Source organism: Chitinophaga sp. RAB17 (assembly GCF_052114225.1).
Taxonomy (GTDB): Bacteria; Bacteroidota; Bacteroidia; order Chitinophagales; family Chitinophagaceae; genus Chitinophaga.
In genome coordinates this window covers 202438-221765 of record NZ_JBFREI010000006.1, presented here as the reverse complement: position 1 = coordinate 221765, position 19328 = coordinate 202438, and the positions used below count along the sequence as shown (strand labels likewise).

Genomic DNA, 19328 nt, shown 5'->3' with positions numbered 1-19328 from the left:
ATATATTTGAGGAGCTTTCAATCATTTCTTTCCAATTTTTATGATTCCAGCAACTAAAGAAACTGCCGTAAAACAGGCCCTGCATGTTACATTTGGCGTAAATGAATTTGAAGATATCCGTCAACTGACTACCGGGCTTTCTACGGCGCTTGTTTTTCGAATACTCGTTTTGAAAAAACCATATTTACTCCGCATCATTACCCGTACGGATCTCATGGGTGATCCCACGCACGAATATGCCTGCATGCAGGCCGCTGCAGATGCAGGCATTGCGCCGAAGGTGCTGTACACAAACATCACCGATAGAATTGCCATCACTGATTTCGTGGAAACAACACCTTTCCCCCGGGAGGAAGCAAGAATAAAGCTGCCTGATTTACTGAAGCGGTTACATTCACTCCCGCCCTTTCCTTTCCGGGTAAATTACCTGGATGCTGCCGATGGTTTCTTTAAAAAATTTCAGGCAGCCAACATCCTCCCTGAGCACATGACGGCAGAACTATTCCGTCAGTATGCCAGGATGATAAACATTTATCCCCGCAACGCTCAGGACATGGTCGCCTGTCACAATGATCTGAAGCCGGAAAACACGCTTTTCGATGGAAACAAAGTATGGCTGGTGGACTGGGAAGCGGCGTTCCTGAACGATCGCTACCTGGACCTCGCCATTGTTGCCAACTTTGTAGTCACCAACGAGCAGGAAGAAAAGGAATATCTTACTACCTATTTTGGCAAAGAGTTAAATGAATACCATCATGCCCGCTTCTTTTTAATGTCCCAGTTACTTCACCTCTTTTACTTTGCGTATTTCCTGTTAATATGTTCCAATGCAGGTGTGTCCATTGATCCAGGGCAGGTCCCGGCAGATTTCAAAACATTTCACGATGATATATGGGCAGGTAAAATAAGTTTGGCAGACAGTGACGCCAGGCAACAGTATGCGTTTGTTCATATGCAAAGGTTGCTGCATAATTTACAGCTGAAACGATGGGAAGATTCATTGCAGCTGGTGGCTGATTATCAATGGCTTTAATAAGATTGTTACAAAGAAGGGAAAAATATTTAGTTTTAGCATTGCCCGGGGATTTTCTCCGATGAACATCATCGTTAAAAGAAATCGAAATGAAACAACCCATTGCCATTGTTATCTTTTTGCTGGCAAGTCTCTGCTCCTGTAAACCGAAGAAGGCCATTGAATTTAAAGCTGTCATTGATCAGAAAGAACATGAGGCCCTCCATATCATGGTGAGTGAAGGCGGGCCTGGCGTGGAGAAATTAAACTGCCAGATAAAAAAAGATTTCAAAGGAGCTTACCGCGCTATAGATAAAGAAGAACAGGCATTTAATCAAATCATTAAAGAGATAAGTGCCTTGTCGGCAGATGGAATCAGCCAGGGGCCTGAACTCAAAGCAGCCGCCATCCATTTTTATACCCTCCTCAGAGATATGCAGCTGTCCGACCGGGAAGAAATTGCCGCGCAGGAAGCCTCCTACGATACGGACCCTGAAAAAATAAAAAAAGCACAGGACCGTCAATTACAACTGAATGAAGAAAGGCTGAAGATGAACAGTAAGGTCCGTGAAATGAATGATGCGCTTCACAAAGCGGGCGAGGAATTTAACAAGGCCAATGATTTATGATAAAACAAAAGCACTGACAAATAAAAAGCAGCCTGGCAGATAATATTGCCAGGCTGCTCTTTTTGATACTGATAGATCAGGACCTTAAGCGATCATAAAGCATTTATTTCTTTACTGCTTTCAGGCTGAAACCAATTTCAACATCTTTGCTGATCATCCAGTTTTCAGGGCTACCTTCTGTTTTGTAGCTGATACCCCAGGCTGATCTGTCAATTACAAATTTTGCATTTGCAGTAACGTCGTTTGCGCCAACAGTGATTTGTGCAGGGAAAGTGATGTTCAGGGTGCTGTCTTTCAGGGTCAGGTTGCCGCTGATAAGATTGGTAGCGCCGGCAAGCAGGCTTTTCTGCTTGGTGCTGTCATAAGCAGTCACACCTGTGATAACGAATTTAGCAGTTGGATACTTTGCCACGTCGAAGAAGTCAGGGCTCTTCAGGTGACCTTCCAGATCGGAAGCCTTTTTATCAGGCTCAGTAACAGAAGCCGGATCCGCAGCCAGTGTAGCCAGGTTTACGTCAAAGCTACCACCGGTAACAGCGCCGTTTTCAACATTGAGGCTACCATCTGCTACTTTGATAGTGCCAAAGCGTGGAGCAAATCCACCTTTGTGAGTAGCACGCCATTGAACAGCTGTAGTTGTAGTGTCAATTGCATAAGCTGTGCCCGCGGCCACAGCTGCTTCTTTTTTGTCTTCGGTCTTCGCCTGATCGGTCGAAGCACCACCACATGCTGCCAGTGTAAGCAGCAGGATAAAAGCAGGAACTGTTTGCTTCATAAATTTCAATTAAGTAGTATATATAAGTCCACGAAATTAATGCATTGGACCTATTCAACGATGCAACACATTGAAATATGTCAATATTATAACAATTCATGTATAGACATATGACGTATATACAACCCATCCCTATAGCATAATCACAGAATTGATTGTTGATACCTCTTTATAATACGAAATCACTTCTTCCTCATCCTTCACCGGCACCACTACGGTAAATGACTTATATTTTCCTCCGGATGACTCAGTGGTAGTGATTTTTGCCTGGACGTCCGCAAACATCGCCATCAGCTCCGCTATCTTTTCCTCGTCTGCTTTAATAATAAACTTAAAGGTATATTCAGTGGGGAATACAATTGACTGCTGTAACAATGAACGAAAATTTTCATATGGATCTCCGCTAAAGTTGGCATTTCCATTTTCACCTGTAGACATATTAATACTATTTATCAATTTTGTTTAACTAAATAATCCTGCAAAATAGCGTCCTTTTTCCAAAATCTCCCAACTGCCTTCCGCTATTTCGGCTTCGAGTTCATGGAGGTCCCAACCACAATAGCCAATAAATAACCTCATATCTTTTTCGGTGATGGTCTTATTATTCATATGCATTACCGCCGCCTCAAAGTCGCCTCCCAGGTAGATATTATCTGCTACCAGCTCACCTCCTGTTATTAACTCGGGCCGCCTATGCACAAAATAAAGGTGTTCCCGGTCTACCGGACCTCCGTCATATATCGGAAACGGAATGCTGTATTTGAACTCTTCCAGTTCGTTAAACTTACGGGGAAACTCCTTGTTGACCACAAACCCCATCGCTCCTTTGTCATTATACTCCGTGATAAATAAGATCGATTTTTCAAAAAAGCTATCGTCCAATAGCGATGTGCTGCTGATAAATATTCCTGCATTCATAATCTGGTAAAAGCTGTAGTGTACGGAATGGTTAGTTGTTCGGCCACAGGATGCGAAAAGGAAACGCCCTCCTGCTTTCAGCAGTTTATGCCTTTTGCTTTATCTTTTGAAGATGATTTAATCCCCAGTTAACCAGGCTTTCCGTAACCGGGAAAACGCTCTGCCCATAAGCGGTGATGGCATACTGCACAGTAATTGGTTTGGTATCCATTACCGTACGGGAAACAAGCAGGTTGATTTCCAGATCCTGTAATTCCTTTGACAACATTTTGGCAGATATGCCTTCTACTCCACGCTGGATTTTTTTGAACGTATTGATTTCATCCATGTGAATGTTCAGATGGCGCATAATCCTCAATTTCCATTTCCCACCCAATACTTCCAGGCTGTCGCGGATGGCATTTAACTCCTGTTCGCAGGTTGCTTCCTGTTTATGTTGATCTTCCATTTTTATTAATCGGTTAACAAAAGGTTACTAGTTACCATTAGTTAACCAATAACTAAAGTAAACTATTTGATGCTAATTTTGAGCAATTACCAATCCGTAAATTAAAAAAGCAAATGAAAAAATTGGATTACTACGTATTAGACGTATTTACCGACCAGCGATATAAGGGTAATCAGCTCTCCGTAGTGAATATCGAAAACGAGCTTACCATGGAACAATACCATGATATTTCCCGTGAATTCGGCTACTCCGAAACTTCTTTCGTGCATTATTCCACAGCACAAAATGCATTCAAAGTGCGGTCATTTACACCCGCCAGATTTGAAGTTGCCGGCGCCGGCCATAACCTGCTCGGCGCGGTTTGTCTTGCGCTACTAAAAAAATGGGATATTTTCAAAGGCCAGGGAGAACAACCCTGGGTATTGATAAAAGATACAAAGATACCACTGCACATTACGGAAGAAAACGGACTACCATATGTGGCCATGAAACAAAGACCCGCAGCCATCATCCGCACCGTCCCCATCGATATCATTTCCGCCGCAGTTGGATTAGGCATCGATGATCTTTCCCTGAATGACTGGCCCATTAATGTGGTGCAAACAGAGGTGCCGCATTTAATGGTTCCCGTAAAAGATGCCGCATCTCTTCAAAAAGCCATTTCGCATAAATCTTTATTAAAAGAAATCTCAGAGAAATTTGGTTTTGAAGGCTGCTACTTATTCACCACCCATCCTTCAAATGATAAATACCTCGCGGAAGCAAGATTTTTCAATCCGGGAATGGGTATTGATGAGGATCCGGCTACAGGTACTGCGGCGGGGCCATTGGCAGGATATCTTGCCATGCTGGGCCATATCCCCAAAGACCAGAATTTCCTGATCCTGCAGGGGGCATATGTGGAACACCCTTCTACCATCCGTGTTATGGTGGTCGAAGATGGTATCTGGGTAAGTGGTTCTTCTACCATTGTCATGGAAGGACAGATTTATGTTTAGCTACGGGTAAGTTTGAATATTGAAATTAAAAGGCCGTCTCTTACAAATGAGACGACCTTTTACGATATGGATTAAAATAGCGAAAAGAGAAATAAAGCAATAGCTGTTATTTACGGGAATACAGCCTGTAAAAATTAACCCCGTTCGCATAACCATCCAGTTGCCCGGTGTAAAAGAGACTGCCCTGCTTGTCCTGCCCGATCATCCGCGTTCCTGGCTCGCTAAAATATATATCTTTTGCAGGGCCGGTAATTTTATCCTGTGAGGGCACACCGCCGAGCAGGCCCATCTCCGTTCCTGCATAACAATATGTGGTCTTGTTTGCCAGATCAACGGCAGCAATAGAATTGCCGTTGATGACCAACAGATCTCCATCGGGTGTATATAAAAAATTGCTTAAATAGTTGGTATTGGCCAAACCGAAATAGACAAAAAGCGCTGGTTCATGAATACCGGTTACAGCTGAAGTATCGTAGGAAAAGAAATGATACGGTTGCGAAAAAAAACCGGTAATCGTCTGGATCTCATCGTGCTCCAGGTCATAAGACGCAAAGCTATACTGCATGCTCAGGTTTATCTGATTATTACAGAAAGCCCACTTTCCATCCGGACTAATCACATAATCAAAGGTCATCTGCAATGAAAATCCAGGAATGTTGTATGGAGAAGGCCCAATCCACAGATCCTCCTGTTTGAAAAGAGATTTTACGGTGCCTCCTACATCTACCCGGCAGAGATTAGAATATACTGAAGATTGACCAAGATAGGACGATGGCCCCAAACCCTTCTTATACCAATTGAATTCATTGACATGGTCCGTTCCGGCAGTGGAATAATTATTAACAAAATACACGGCGCCATTAACATCTGTTTTCAGCACGGTAGCCACAATCTTCAGATTACCTACAGCACCTTCAAACGGACCGCCGTTTTCATTGACCGTAACCGGCCCTTTGGTTACCAGGGTTCGATTAAGCGTAGTAACTTTCCTGGTGGCGAGGTCCATTTTGCACAATCTGAAAATGTAAGAGGTGGCCGCTTCGGGGACATCCTCCGTTACTTCTGCGGAAAAAGTAAGTGTGCTCTCATCGTAGGCGACCACATTGCCTGCTATCATTTTAATCGAGAAGAGGAGGCCATTTTCCTGGAATTTATCTCCCGCATTTATCAGGTTGATGATCTTGCCTCCTTTGCAAACATCTATCTCCGTCTGGTTGCCGAAATAAATGGCGCCATCAGCGGTAACGCTGTAATTATTGATCATCGGTAACCCATTGTTACGATAAAAATCAGCGTTATTGGGCTTCCAGTTGACCAGCTGCTCTACATATAAAGTAGTATCGGTACGATGCATACTACCGGAGAATTGCCGGATGGAGATGTCCGGTGCCTGCAGCGTTTGACCATTCGCAATAATGCTTAACGGAATATGAGCGCCCAATCCCATTTCTTTAGTAATAACGAAACGCAATACATCCAGGTATTCTGTCTGTTTTGTATAGCTGTTTATACCGTGTGGCAGCAGGTATTTTTCCAGTGGTTGTATCGTTTGGCTACCCACCCGGATCTGTGTACCTGGTTTGTCCACAAAAAATTTTCCGACCAACGTCAGTGTATCTCCTACCAGATAGGAACGTTGTAAGCCCTTGTACAAGCCCTTACCGATGCTCTCCAACTGAATTTCGCCTGTAATCAGGTAAGGATAATCATTCACCTCCTTCGCATATTCTTCTGTTTTTTTACAGGAAAAAAGCAATGCCACCAACAGTACTAAAAGGCTGGTCCGGTAGAGAAAATTGTGTATGAATAGCATGATGTTAATTTAAAAGTTGATGATTGAAACGGTTTTACCTGACCTGCGTCAATGCCACTTTGAGACTTGCGTCAAAGCTGAGATAACTGCCGCTTGCAGGATCTACGAATCCCTGGGCGTTCTCGTACCCTTTCACCACAATGTTGTAAGCACCTCCGGGTGTAGTCAGCAGTGTAGTGCTAAGTATGGATTCTCCAGGTGTTTCCGGGTGATAAAAGCGGATACGTAAGGTGTCAGGACCTTTGACTGGCACAGGAATAAAACCGGCCACATCTCCGTATTGAAAAGAAGATGGAAAGCCCGCAGGCGCGTGTCCGTTGATAGTAAGGTATATCTTTCCGGCATCCGGGCTCAGATCCAGTACACGCAGATGAATGGCATCACTTTGCGTATTCACTTCATCAGATAGCTTCCACGTGCGGAACTCCCCCAGGTTATCCGCAAAATATACTGTCATAGGCGTTCCATGCCGGGAAACCACTGTATCTTTTACGAGTACACGATGCATGCCGGTATCCATGAGCAACAACTGATGTGTGCCAGGTATGATACGAATATAACTCAGCCATGGCTGCGGATGATTTACATAGTAAGACTGGTTAGGAAACTGGTTGATATAATCACCCGTAGCAAAACGGGAAGTAGTCGCCGAACCTACCGTGTCTTTTGTATCTATAAACACATAGCTGGGTTTGTAATTATTACGCAATTGCAGCCGCACATATTCCGAAGCATTGTAAAATCCGATCTGTGCATCCACGGGCTGCAGATCATCCTGATGACGACAGGCAGAAAGTGATAACAGGACTCCTATCACAGCTATTCTTATACTTGTATAAATGAAATTCATTGGACTCATTTTTTTTAAGCGACTTTAAAAAGCATACGTTAATGCCAATAGGAAATATCGACCGGGCTTGTACCGGTTATAGATATTGTCTCCCTTGTAGTAGGTTTCCCCGGTGTTGTTCTGCACCGGATACTCTTTATTGTAATGCTGATTGTAACCATAGTCTTCCACAATGCGGTATTCTTTATCCAACAAATTTTGTATGCTGAATTTCACTTTCAATGATTTGATAATACGCTGGGTAATGGACAAATCCAGCAAGTGCATCGGCAACTGTAACAGATCCGGGCGCGTGCCGGTAAACTCAAGCGTATCCTGTTTCGTATACAACACGTCTTTGGAGGCGGATGATTTGGCATAGATCACCGGACCATTTACATTGTAGGTAAGGCCAATCTTGGTACCGGTAGCCGGGTGTTCATAGAAAAGTCCCATGTTGAATACGTAAGGCGCCTGTCCCTGTAAAGGTCTCCCGGATACAACGAGTGTATCCCTCCCTACTACAGGATTATAGTGATTAGTAATGATGCGCTGTGTACTGCTCTTAACCAGCGTACCATTCAATACAATGCTCAGTCGTTTGGAAAAGGAGCCGCCCAGGAAAGACAGACTTTTCTTTATTTCTGCTTCCAATCCGTATACAGTGGCATCTTTCGCATTTGCAAAACTGATGCTGGTAAAGCCCAGTCCATCGGCATACCCACTTTTCTCTGACCGGATACGCTCTATCGGATCCTGTAGTTTTTTGTAGAATACCCCCAGACTGAAGGTTTCCTGTTGTTCTGCATTACGTGGATAATATTCCAGTCGCAGATCATAGTTATCGATTGTGGCAGTCACCACATGTTCATCTCCCTTAATCAGTTCATTATTTACAAAATCAAAATCATTATACGGCGTAAGCTCGCGGAACTCGGGCCGGTTTACCGTGCGCCCCCACCCTGTACGAATTACATAGCTACTGGTTGGACGGTAGCTGAAATTCACAGAAGGCAGTACGGATGTTTTAGGATGATCTATGTATACCAGGTTAATCGCTCCATTATCGGAAGCGGTAGCCCCGGATAGTTGCTGCCGGTCATATTCTATTCGCACACCACCATTCAGCGTTAGTTTTTCATCCGGTGTTTTCCATTCCGTCATTCCATAGAAAGCGTTATACTGCTCACTGGCCACATATTTATCTACCGGGCTGGTGGCATCATATAACTGTAATCCACTCTTATTTTCCGGGAAGTAGGTGGTACTCCATACATTGCTCAGATCCTGTAAATGAAAATTGATCAGCGCGGGATTGCTTACACCATATCCCTGGGGCCATCCGCCGGAAGCACCTTCATTAGAAGGTATACTAACCTCTCCGGGCGCCAATCCTGCCCTGTTCACGCGCAAAAAGCGTCGGCTTACATTACGCTGCTTGAACGACTGAAAGGTACCTGCCCTCAACAGCCATTGATTGGATGCATGAAAAGTATAATCAACAGTACCATTAAATAAATGCTCATTATTTTTTACATAAAGCCGGGAGATCATGCCCAGGAAAGCTTCCTTTTCCGCACTGTTGGAGCCATTTGTTGTATAACTCAGTCCGGGATCATCAAAGGACAGATGGCCGGCAGAAGTCTGAAAACGGCTGATGCGTTGATCCGGTACATTCTGCTGATTGTAGGTATATCCCAGGTTCCAGTCCAGGCGCTGCTGATAGCGCCTGCTCCAGTCGTGAATGCCCCCCAGGTTGCCGGAATACAATATGCGTTGCTGAAAAGAGAGCAGAATGTTTTTTTGCCTGTTGGCGGAAAATAATGCGGTATCTGCGCGGGGCGTAACATTTGCCTGCAAATCATTGATGCTGCTGGATCTACGGCCATCACTCACAAAGAAATTTTTGAATTGCAGGGTATGATGGGGACTTAGTTTTAGCGTCAGGTTCTCCAGCAGGTTGATCTTCCCGGTTTCCGTACTTTGTGCGGAGTGTCCCCGCTGGTTATTACCACCTATGTTCTGGTCTTCCCTCGCAGTTCCGAAAGCATCAGTATTACCCGTTTGCCGGTATACGTCAAAACTGGTGGTTTCTTTTGTGTAGGTAATGGAGCTCAGGTTATACAGCCACGCCTTCCCGAGGTGAAAGCCGTTATAGTAGTTGAAGAACAACTGCATATCCGGTGTGCTGGTCATTTTTTGTGTAGTCAGTGTAGACGTAAATGACTTCAGCATGTCTGCCTGTGAAATATTCCCCGCACTTTTATCCGACTGGAAATAGGCTGGTGAAAAGCCAGGCAGTTTACGGGTACCATCATCAAAGCCCAGCCAGTCCAGCTTACCGCCTTTGTAGCTGTTGATGTCTGTCATGGTAGAACCCGGGCGATGGGCCAGCTGTATACCGATATCGATGTGCTTTACCGGCACTGCATTTTTCGTATATACTTTCACGGCAGCACCGGCAAATTCACCGTTCAGATCAGGACGTGGCGATTTGTACACCAGTATCTTGTCTATAATGCTGCTTGGCAACAGGTCGTACGCAAATGCCTTGCTGTACATTTCCGTAGAAGGTGCCAGGTTATCGTTCAGGTAAGTAAGGTTATAGCGTTCGTTCATGCCGCGTACTACAATAAAACGATTATCCACCACCGTTACACCTGATATCCGCTTCACTATTTCCGCAGCATTGCGGTCGGATGTGCGGTTAATCATTTCGTTGGAGATACCCGACACTACACCGGTTGCTCCCCGCAACTCCGTCAGCAGTTCTCTTTCCGTAGAATGTGTAACAGATTTTACTTTACGGGGGCCGGACTGTATCACCACTTCATCCAGGTTTTTTCCTGCCTGCATTTTAATATCGGTGACAGTTTCCCGGTCTTCCTGCAGATGTATACCGGGTATGGTTTTCTTCTGATAACCGGTATATGTAATTACTAAAGAATAAATGCCTGCAGGCACTTTTTTGAACTGATAGAATCCTTTTTCATCTGATATCACGGTTTGCCCTGCTTCCGGAATACTCACTGTGGCTCCGGGCAATGGTTGTGCGCTTTCAAAATCAACGATACGGCCTTTTGCTTCACCATTACCTGCGGGCTTGGTCTGTTGGCTGCGCGACCTAACTGTAACGCCTATATTATTATTCAGCAGGGTGTATTCCAGCCCTGCTTTTTCCTGTAGCGCAGTCAGGGCTTTTCCCAAAGGGATCTGTTTCCAGTGAATGTCTTGTACAGTAATGGCCGACAACCTGTTTTTATCATAAGAAAAGATATAGTTGGTCTGTTTTTGCAGACTGGCAATTATATCGGCTACGGTAATTCTATCTGACTGCAGGGTTACATTACCTGCAAGGCTGGCCACCTGGGCAGAAATCCTGGTTGTTGACAGGCATAGCAATAGCAGCAGCAACAGATGCTGGCAGATGGGGCGGTGGCGCCTCCATCCGGAAAATACGTTCATCATGTATGTGTTGTTTGAATCTTTAGCTACAAGAAGCTGGTGTGATACCCGGCAACTCAGGAGTGTATAATGATCTCCTTGTCCGGTCCTGTTTTATAAGATAACTGGTAAATAAATAACAGGTGATGTAATACCTCCTGCCAGGTTTCGTCCTGCCGGTACAAAGCTGTTACTGTTTTATTTTGCAGCAGCGCAGGAGCAGCCTGTATCCGGATGCCATAGTAAGCGGCCAGTTTAGGCAGAGCTTCCGACAGCGGCAACTGGTTAAATACCAGGTTGCCTTTCATCCAGGCACCAACATCTGCTACCCCTATTTTGCTGACCGGAATATGGCCACCCTGGTGGTCGGCTGTCAGCATTTCCCCCGGTTGCAGGATCACTGCCGTGGTGTCGATTGATGCCTGCCGGGCCGCCTGATGCTGTACCTTTACGCTGCCTTTCACCAGACTGATATATACCGCACGCTGCCCGGGTGTATTATCAATATTGAATGCGGTACCCAGCACCAGCGTTTGTACGTTACCGGTAGTAACCCTGAAAGGATGCGCTTCATCACGGGCAACATCAAAATAACCTTCACCCTGCAAACGTACTTCCCGGCTGTTGCTATAATCTTTCCGGATATAGAGTACCGCCTGTTTGTTGAGCCATATCCTGGTCTGATCCGGCAAGGTAAGCACCTTTACACCGGCCGATGTATTGGCGATGCTGTCCCATGCTGCCGGGATCTGCCCCATTTCTGATCCGGCCCTGCGATGTCGGGGCAGATACAGTAACAGGCTGGAGATACCTGCAATCAGCACCGAAGCGGCCGCCCAGCGAACGGCATAGTTACGCAAAGAATATATCCGCTTGCCTGATGGCAGCATTTCCTGCAACCGCGCCTGTAAGCGTATAGCCATTTCCGTTGGAATGCCTTCTTCGCCCGCAGCATCTGCAGCATCCACCTGAAACAAGGCGGCTAACTCATCGCTGTTGGCTTGTTGCAACCAGGTGTCGAGCGCTTCCAGCTCCTCCCGGGAGGCGGTGGCGTCCTGATATTTTTTCCAGATCGATACAGGCGGCTTCATCTGTTGATTGTTTATTTACTATCATCCGGATGTAATTACCCGGTGCTTTCCAATAAACTGTCGTTATGAATCGTTTTCCGCCAATCCTCAATGTGAACTTATTGTTAACAGCATGCGGATGTGGAGGGGAATGCTATAGTTTTGTTGCCGCAACTGCCCTATCTATGTCCAGGAACGAAGAAGCAGCATTCTTACAAGTATTTGAAACTACCCGGGATGGACTATACCGGATTTTCCGGAAGCAAATCCAGGATGAATATCAGGTGGAAGACCTGATACAGGAATGTTATCTGGAACTGTGGAAGAAATGGGAAGGACTACAAGACCCCGTTAATTATGTTTTCGGTATTGCTTATAATATGGTGAAAGTATATCACCGGAAAAAAATACGTACAGCCATCTCCGTGATGGAGCTTCCTGCAGATGCGGACAACAGGCCAGGAGAAATGGACCCGGAACAACAATACCAGTTCAAAGAAACACAGCTGCTGTTACAACAAGGCATGCAGCGTCTTACACCAGAAAAAAGGGCCGCCTTTCACCTTATCAAAGAAGAAGAAAAATCTTACCGGGAAGCAGCTCAGTTGTTGAATGTATCGGTAAGCACACTGGAAAAACGTGTATCAGGTAGCTTAAGGGCATTACGCAAAATGCTGACTTTTTTTTACTGATCATATCAATGCAATCACCAATAAGCAAAAAGTTATCAAGGTAATAATATCTCCTTCCCTATTTCAGCATCACAGCCAGCTGCTGCAATTTCTCCTCCGGATCTCCTCTTTCGAAATACACATAAATATGATAACGTTCATAATAGAAATCACTTTCATCTTCCTCATAATAACGACTATTCTCCGGGCCATGCAAATTCTTCTCTCCTAATCTTTTGGCTATGGTGTGATAGGTATCCAGGAACTGCAAACCAAAAGGTAGTTGAACAACCGCCGTATCCGGTAATTCAGGCTTAAAAAATGCTATCCGGGTTAAATAAAGCAGCCCGTTTCCAACGTCGTTTTTAATCCGGTAATCTTCAGGAGCAAAAATGCTACGCCCTTCCGGATCTGCTTTCTTTAGTGCAGCTGCTTCTTCCGGATGGTCCCGGTCAAACGTAAACTCTATCCCCTGCTTAAAGCGGGGATTCAAATATTTACTTACTTTCTTCTGTGGCTGCCGCGGATCCGGCAACTGCTGTATATCCAGATCATGCGCCTCCAGAAAGGCAATGAAATCAGGGTGATCCACGCTATACCCTAAAAAGGGTAACAACTCTTTTCCTTTCATAATATTGAATTTACAAAAAAGGCTTTGAGTATCGTTACTCAAAGCCGTTATCTATAAAAATATTTTTGGGAGAAATTATACTTAATGACGTTTCTTTGATTTGGGGATCACTTTCGGATTTCCCTTGCTATCGAATGGTTCATCGAGATAAATACCATTTACTTTTTTGTCAGTAGTTTCCGTTAGCTCCGCATCAAAAGTAATTTTCCCCTTCTTTATTTCATAAAACCTTGAAGGAACATAATACATAGAGTCCGCAGCAGGATAGGTTTGGGTCAAATCGCTTCCCCCAAACTCCAGGTTACCGTCCCGGTCATAATCTTTCACATCTGAGCTGATGGCATTCACAACAGAATCTGCCAGGGAGTGGTCTATTTTGAATACATACAGCCTGTTCTTTTTCGGGGCACCGTTTACCTCCAGGAAGAGAAAAACAGAAGATCCATTTTCTACCAGCTTGTTGCGCTTGCTGGGATAGTTGATAATGTCTTCATGAAATATAAAAGCTTTATTGCCATTCACGAAAATAGTACCCTTATACACAGTAATTAACTGCCGCTGGCTGCTGGTATAATGTAATTCGTTTGCTGACTTCTGTGCCATTGCGGGCAGGCCGATAAAAAGTAGCAGGCATAGTCTGAACAGGTGACGCATCATAGTTTTTTAAATAAGACTTTAATTTAGGTAAATCCCTCCGGATAATGCAATAGTAAATGATTAAAATTTGTTACACAAGAATACGCTTGCATTTATAAGTCCGCCGCATTATATTGTTATGAATTCTGTAACCCTCTGCCGTTGGCAGCTACCTCAAATCACACAAACTACTGTTATGAAAAAACTATTTTGTCTTCTGATCGTTTGTTCTATCGCTTTATTGCCTTTACAGATCCTGCACGCGGAAAAGAGTATTTCTTCCTTTTTCAGTATTGGTCTGAACGTGAATAACGGCACCTCCTATACGGGCGCTATCTACCTGTATGGGCCAACTAACGTCAGCGCCTATCTGAATCCTAATAGTGGTTCTTCCTATGGTCCGTTGACGGCCGGAAATTATACGGTGAACATGTATACGTCTGCACCCGGTTCGCATACCTTTACTTTCGGCTCACAGTCCGTTACTACTTCTACGGGAAGTGCCACCTTCTCCAGTGTTAATATTACCGGTACTGTGTTTGCTTCCATTTATTAATCAGTAACCCTTCCTGCGAAAGCATTAGCGGGCATTATTAGCTGAGGTAGCTGAAAATAGCAGGTGCTTTTGCAGGAAGGTATTTAAAATACTGCCTGCACCGCGAAAGCGAAAAGTGTTATAACTTGCCATTAATTCATATGACTCATGGCAACAGCATACGCTTACAAATACATAGATTCTCCGGTAGGACAATTGACGCTGATTGGCAGCGACAGGGGGCTCGCCGCTATACTTTGGGAAAACGACCGTCCTGGCAGGGTGCATGCAACAGCTGATATTAAAAATGATACCCATCCTGTATTACTGGAAACAGAACGACAGCTAAAAGAATATTTTGAAGGAAGACGTCATGATTTTTCTCTGGAACTCGACCCAATAGGCACTTCCTTTCAAAAAGAAGTGTGGACGGCGCTATCTACCATCCCATATGGCGAAACCCGCAGCTATCTGCAGATAGCCAATCAGCTGGGAAATCCCAAAGCAGTACGCGCAGTAGGCGCTGCCAACGGCAGAAATCCTATTTCTATTATCCTTCCCTGTCACCGGGTAATTGCCACATCAGGAGCGCTCACCGGCTTTGCTGGTGGTCTCCATGCAAAAGCGGCGCTATTATCCCTGGAAGGGGCGAAAAAAATGGATACTCAAATGGAAATTGCCTGGCAGGAATCAAATGGATAATCCCTGCCTGTGGCACTAAGAAGAGATCAGTAACCAAAACTTAAAATCAGCTTTGAATTTTCATACCCAACATGGGAAACCTGTACGATGAGGGCACTGTCACCGGGAAAAGTTAAGCGACGGCCATCACAGGTATGCAAACCGCAAGCCCAGCAAGATAACCCGATCTGCTGCACATTAATATAGTCCTGACCGTTATAGGTGAGCACCCGCACATCTCCTCCCTGTTTGATGGTCATGAAACTGTCTATGGTATGTTTCAGCCAGGGAATGTTGGTAGCGGGGTTTTCTATGCCACAGGCTTTTACCTTGTCTTTATCTTTCTTACAGGCCTGGACTAATAATGCTACAGCAAAAATACAGTACATAAATTTCATAGGTGCTCATTTTTCAGTTCAACGCTTCACAGATACCGAATGTTACACCCACTTCTACTACCCTCAAAAAAAATTTTGGTTCATTACTGAAATGATCCCTATATTAGCAAACCGATATACATCGGACTCCTAACCCTGGCATTGAATAGACTATCCTTACAGTAAATAAATCTCAAAATAACAGTCGTAATAACTCAAAATAACAAGTTACTAATCACTATGTAATTAACACTCACCCTAATCATTTCCCATTTATGACAAAGTTACCTTCCAGCCCTACGCGTTGGACGCGGGATTACGTGTTCGACATCCTCAAAGACCTCGGTATTCACTACATTTTTGGCGTACCCGGCACAAACGAAATTCCTATTATTGATGGCACCAGCTACGAAGCTAACGGTGTAAGGTACATTGAATGTTTACATGAAAATATTGCAATCGGTGCGGCCATGGGATCGGCCCGCATGACCGGTAAGCCGGGTGTACTGGTTGTACACGTTACCCCGGGTATTGCCCACTGCATCGGCAATCTGTTCAATGCATGGCGCTCAGAAATGCCCCTGGTCATCCTTTGTTGTCAGCAGCAAAATGAGTTGGTCACCCAGGAACCATTGCTGGCATCCAACCTGGTGGATCTGGCTAAACAGTATACGAAATGGGCCCACGAAGTACGTACCCCTTCTGAAATTCCACTGGTATTACAACGGGCATTTAAAGAAGCCATGGCGCCTCCTAATGGCCCCGTGTTTGTTTCTATTCCATGGGACTTTACCATGGTGGCCATCGGCGACAACGACAAAGTAAAAGGCGTTACCCGTATCTCCCCGCACTTCACCGGCGATGATGCTACTATCCGGCAGGCAGCAGACCTCCTTGCGGCAGCTCAAAATCCCGTAATCGTGGCAGGAGATGCAGTGGGCTATGCCGATGCATGGAGTGAATTACAGGAGCTGGCAGCACTCATCGGGGCGCCGGTGGTACTACAAACTTTCAGCAGTGTAGCTAACTTCCCTAACAACGATTATCACTGGCAGGGAGAATTACCCGGTGGGCAGGCTGCCATACAAGGTGTCTTCCAAAAACATGATGTGGCCTTTCTTGTTGGCTTCGGCGCACAGGCGCAACTGGCCGTATTCAAATACGCAGACGGCCCGCTGTTTCCCGACAGCCTCAAACAAATATATCTCACCAACAACACCTGGGATATCGCCAAAAACTATTATGGCGAAGCGGCCATTTTCGGAGACGTAAAAGCAACGCTCCCCATTCTCAACAGCTACGTAAAAGCAAAACCGCCACAAGATGCTGCCAAAAGAAATGAAACACTGCAGGTCCTCTCTGTGACCCGTGCAGCAAAATGGGATGCCTACCTGCAACAGGCCATGCAGCAGGAAAAAATATGGACAGTGGTGGTTGCAAAGGCATTGAAAGATGCCATCGAACAACGCAAACTCACTGATAAATATGTGTATGTTCACGAAGCCGTTTCTGATGGCGCCCCCCTCCAATACTTTCTGCCGCTGGGCACTACCGGTGCTAAGCCGGTGAGCTATTATTGTGTAGCCGGCGGATCGCTTGGCTGGTCTATGCCGGCATCCCTGGGCATAAAGCTTGAGGCTAAAGCCGCGCAGGGCATCACCACACAGCTGGTGATCAATGCCGTGGGTGATGGCTCCGCCCTGTTCTATCCGCAGGTATGGTGGACTGCCGCACATGAACAGTTACCCATTCTCTATATCATCACCAACAACCAGGAATACCATACGTTGCAATTGGGACTACAACAGGTGGTAGCCGCATACGGATCTGCTCCGGGATATGGCTGGCATCCTTCCACTATGGACCCCAGCTATCTGCGGCTGGAACGCCCCTACATCGACTACGTAAACCTGGCGAAAGGATTTGGTGTAGATGCAGGCGAACAGGTAAAAACACCCGGTGATGTAAAAGCAGCCATTGAAAGAGGCATTGATCATGTGCTGAACAACAAAACCTCCTACATACTGGATATGCGCATTGCACAGGATACCCCGCCTCCACCGGCAGGTAAGGCAGCAGCAGGCAGTCAGGCGGCCATCACCCAACATTACCTGCAACAGCCCGCGCTGGATATCTTCCATCATAACGATGTGGCACTTTACACCGCAGCAACAGGCGCCGCGCCGCTTCCGGCTAACATGCCTGCTATTTTCTAACACCACAATTTCCTATAAACCCAAAACAAACATTTTATGGCAAATGCACATGTCGACATCGCCATCATTGGCGGTGGAGTTTCCGGAGTATATACTGCCTGGAAACTGAAACAGAAATATGGAGAGAGCAAAAAAATTGCGCTGTATGAAGGCTCCGGCCATATCGGTGGCCGCCTGCTTTCCGTGAGACCACCAGGCATTGACAACATGGTCGCAGAACTCGGCGGGATGCGGGTACTGGAAAACATTCAGGAAAGAGCCATGGCGCTGATAGCAGAACTTAACCTGCAATTACCACCCGAAGAAAAAATTACATTATTTGATTTTCCGGTAGATGAAGACCAAAACATCGCCTACCTGCGCGGTATTCATATGCGGCTCGCTGATTTCATAAAAGATCCTGCAAAAGTACCTTACCGTCTTTCTAAAAACGAATACGGTAAAGGTCCCGGTACCATCATCGTAGATGCCATCGAAAAAGTAGTGCCCGGCATCGGCGCAGCCACAGATGAAGAACGCCGTAAAATGGTACAGGCAGCCACCTTCGAAGGATTACCGCTTTATCAGTGGGGCTTCTGGAACCTGTTGTACCGCGTAGTCAGCAGCGAAGGTTACCAGTTCAGCTTAGATGCCGGTGGTTACGATACCACACTCGTCAACTGGAATGCGGCAGATGCCATTCCCTGGTTCTTATCAGACTTTGGTATCACCCCGCATTATATGGGCTTTAAAAATGGCTTTCAACAGGTACCTATCACACTCGGAAAATTCTTCGAAGAACTGGGTGGCAGCATTTCACTCAATAAAAAGCTGGAACGCTTCGACTGGAAAGGCGATGTTTTCCATCTCGTTTTCAACGATGAAAGCATCACGGCCAATCAGCTCGTCCTGGCAATGCCACGCCGTTCCCTGGAACTGCTGGCCCCTCAAAGCCCAAAGCTGCAGGAAATCAATACCCTGATCAACAGCGTTACCGGGCGCCCGCTGTTTAAATTGTTCACCACTTATGACGAACCCTGGTGGACAAAAGTAGAAGGCACTCCTCCTATTGAAACCGGCCGCACCGTAACGGATATACCTGTACGACAAACCTACTACTGGCCCAAAGATGATGGTACTCCGCCCACCCAGGGCAAGTCCATGCTGCTGGCCAGTTATGATGACGGCAATAACACCGGCTTCTGGGATGGCCTCAGACCTAAGCGCAGCCTGGCCTGGAGACTGGGACGCTCCAGAACAATCGTGGACGCTTTCCGCGGGGCAGATGATAAACTGCCTGTTAAAGCCGCTGCCGGCAAATATGGTCTTAACCAGAAATGGAGTGATTACGAAGCACCCAAACGTATGGTAGACGAAATATCCAGGCAACTAAGCCAGGTACACGATATCGATGCTACCCCGGAAGTAAAAAGCGCCGCCTTCCGCGATTGGGGCGAAGACCCGTACGGTGGTGGATGGAACAGCTGGAACATCGGTGTAAAAAGCTGGGAGGTAAGAGATAAAATCGTGCATCCCATTGACAACTGTCCCCTGTTCATTTGCGGCGAAGCCTACTCCGATGCCCAGGGTTGGGTAGAAGGCGCACTGCAAACGGCACAGATCATGCTGAAGAAATTATAATGAATACCAGCCACCCTGAAACAAG

The 19328-nt window shown here is 45.8% G+C and carries 19 protein-coding genes; 8 read left to right on the top strand and 11 right to left on the bottom strand.

What is annotated here, in order from left to right:
• The first annotated feature begins 40 nt into the window (after positions 1 to 40).
• Both AB4Z08_RS20615 and AB4Z08_RS20610 read left to right on the top strand, forming a co-directional pair.
• Positions 41 to 1033: a phosphotransferase gene (locus AB4Z08_RS20615; protein ID WP_441575669.1), complete on the top strand. Its 993-nt coding sequence runs from the start codon at positions 41 to 43 to the stop codon at positions 1031 to 1033.
• A gap of 89 nt (positions 1034 to 1122) precedes the next feature.
• A complete protein-coding gene (locus AB4Z08_RS20610) occupies positions 1123 to 1641 on the top strand; it encodes a hypothetical protein (RefSeq protein WP_441575668.1) in 519 nt (172 codons plus the stop codon).
• 103 nt (positions 1642 to 1744) lie between these two features.
• Here the strand turns inward: AB4Z08_RS20610 and AB4Z08_RS20605 are convergent, their stop codons facing one another.
• The 4 genes from AB4Z08_RS20605 to AB4Z08_RS20590 all read right to left on the bottom strand — a co-directional run bounded on the left by AB4Z08_RS20605 (position 1745) and on the right by AB4Z08_RS20590 (position 3782).
• A complete protein-coding gene (locus AB4Z08_RS20605; RefSeq protein WP_441575667.1) occupies positions 1745 to 2416 on the bottom strand; it encodes a YceI family protein in 672 nt (223 codons plus the stop codon).
• 132 nt (positions 2417 to 2548) lie between these two features.
• Positions 2549 to 2854, bottom strand: coding sequence for a DUF493 family protein (locus tag AB4Z08_RS20600; RefSeq protein WP_441575666.1), 306 nt, complete (start codon positions 2852 to 2854; stop codon positions 2549 to 2551).
• Positions 2855 to 2878: 24 nt separating this feature from the next.
• Positions 2879 to 3334: a YqgE/AlgH family protein gene (locus AB4Z08_RS20595; protein WP_441575665.1), complete on the bottom strand. Its 456-nt coding sequence runs from the start codon at positions 3332 to 3334 to the stop codon at positions 2879 to 2881.
• A gap of 85 nt (positions 3335 to 3419) precedes the next feature.
• Entirely contained in the window at positions 3420 to 3782 is a 363-nt protein-coding gene (locus tag AB4Z08_RS20590) for a winged helix-turn-helix transcriptional regulator (RefSeq protein WP_441575664.1), read from the bottom strand.
• 113 nt (positions 3783 to 3895) lie between these two features.
• Between AB4Z08_RS20590 and AB4Z08_RS20585 the strand changes: the two genes are divergently transcribed.
• Positions 3896 to 4780 (top strand): PhzF family phenazine biosynthesis protein, encoded by an 885-nt coding sequence (locus tag AB4Z08_RS20585; protein WP_441575663.1) that lies wholly within the window; start codon positions 3896 to 3898, stop codon positions 4778 to 4780.
• A gap of 106 nt (positions 4781 to 4886) precedes the next feature.
• Here the strand turns inward: AB4Z08_RS20585 and AB4Z08_RS20580 are convergent, their stop codons facing one another.
• Genes AB4Z08_RS20580 through AB4Z08_RS20565 form a run of 4 tightly spaced genes read right to left on the bottom strand, consistent with a single transcriptional unit; the run spans position 4887 to position 11957 of the window.
• Positions 4887 to 6593, bottom strand: a complete 1707-nt coding sequence (locus AB4Z08_RS20580) for a hypothetical protein (protein WP_441575662.1) — start codon at positions 6591 to 6593, stop codon at positions 4887 to 4889.
• Between the two features lie 34 nt (positions 6594 to 6627).
• Positions 6628 to 7443 (bottom strand): hypothetical protein, encoded by an 816-nt coding sequence (locus tag AB4Z08_RS20575; protein ID WP_441575661.1) that lies wholly within the window; start codon positions 7441 to 7443, stop codon positions 6628 to 6630.
• 24 nt (positions 7444 to 7467) lie between these two features.
• A complete protein-coding gene (locus AB4Z08_RS20570; protein WP_441575660.1) occupies positions 7468 to 10890 on the bottom strand; it encodes a TonB-dependent receptor domain-containing protein in 3423 nt (1140 codons plus the stop codon).
• Between the two features lie 53 nt (positions 10891 to 10943).
• Entirely contained in the window at positions 10944 to 11957 is a 1014-nt protein-coding gene (locus tag AB4Z08_RS20565; protein ID WP_441575659.1) for a FecR family protein, read from the bottom strand.
• 164 nt (positions 11958 to 12121) lie between these two features.
• Between AB4Z08_RS20565 and AB4Z08_RS20560 the strand changes: the two genes are divergently transcribed.
• Positions 12122 to 12628 (top strand): RNA polymerase sigma factor, encoded by a 507-nt coding sequence (locus tag AB4Z08_RS20560; RefSeq protein WP_441575658.1) that lies wholly within the window; start codon positions 12122 to 12124, stop codon positions 12626 to 12628.
• 58 nt (positions 12629 to 12686) lie between these two features.
• Here AB4Z08_RS20560 and AB4Z08_RS20555 read toward each other — a convergent pair whose 3' ends face one another.
• Together AB4Z08_RS20555 and AB4Z08_RS20550 are read right to left on the bottom strand one after the other, a co-directional pair.
• Positions 12687 to 13238 (bottom strand): hypothetical protein, encoded by a 552-nt coding sequence (locus AB4Z08_RS20555; RefSeq protein ID WP_441575657.1) that lies wholly within the window; start codon positions 13236 to 13238, stop codon positions 12687 to 12689.
• Positions 13239 to 13319: 81 nt separating this feature from the next.
• On the bottom strand, positions 13320 to 13895 hold the full coding sequence (locus AB4Z08_RS20550; protein WP_441575656.1) for a hypothetical protein: 576 nt from the start codon (positions 13893 to 13895) through the stop codon (positions 13320 to 13322).
• A 175-nt stretch (positions 13896 to 14070) separates the two neighbouring features.
• Between AB4Z08_RS20550 and AB4Z08_RS20545 the strand changes: the two genes are divergently transcribed.
• Entirely contained in the window at positions 14071 to 14430 is a 360-nt protein-coding gene (locus AB4Z08_RS20545; RefSeq protein ID WP_441575655.1) for a hypothetical protein, read from the top strand.
• A 147-nt stretch (positions 14431 to 14577) separates the two neighbouring features.
• Positions 14578 to 15111 (top strand): methylated-DNA--[protein]-cysteine S-methyltransferase, encoded by a 534-nt coding sequence (locus AB4Z08_RS20540; RefSeq protein ID WP_441575654.1) that lies wholly within the window; start codon positions 14578 to 14580, stop codon positions 15109 to 15111.
• A gap of 26 nt (positions 15112 to 15137) precedes the next feature.
• On the opposite strand, the gene AB4Z08_RS20535 is transcribed toward AB4Z08_RS20540, so the two are convergent.
• Positions 15138 to 15488, bottom strand: a complete 351-nt coding sequence (locus AB4Z08_RS20535; protein ID WP_441575653.1) for a hypothetical protein — start codon at positions 15486 to 15488, stop codon at positions 15138 to 15140.
• A 254-nt stretch (positions 15489 to 15742) separates the two neighbouring features.
• Between AB4Z08_RS20535 and AB4Z08_RS20530 the strand changes: the two genes are divergently transcribed.
• Both AB4Z08_RS20530 and AB4Z08_RS20525 read left to right on the top strand, forming a co-directional pair.
• Positions 15743 to 17683, top strand: a complete 1941-nt coding sequence (locus AB4Z08_RS20530) for a thiamine pyrophosphate-binding protein (RefSeq protein ID WP_441575652.1) — start codon at positions 15743 to 15745, stop codon at positions 17681 to 17683.
• A gap of 36 nt (positions 17684 to 17719) precedes the next feature.
• Positions 17720 to 19303, top strand: a complete 1584-nt coding sequence (locus tag AB4Z08_RS20525; protein ID WP_441575651.1) for a flavin monoamine oxidase family protein — start codon at positions 17720 to 17722, stop codon at positions 19301 to 19303.
• The last annotated feature ends 25 nt before the right edge of the window (positions 19304 to 19328 follow it).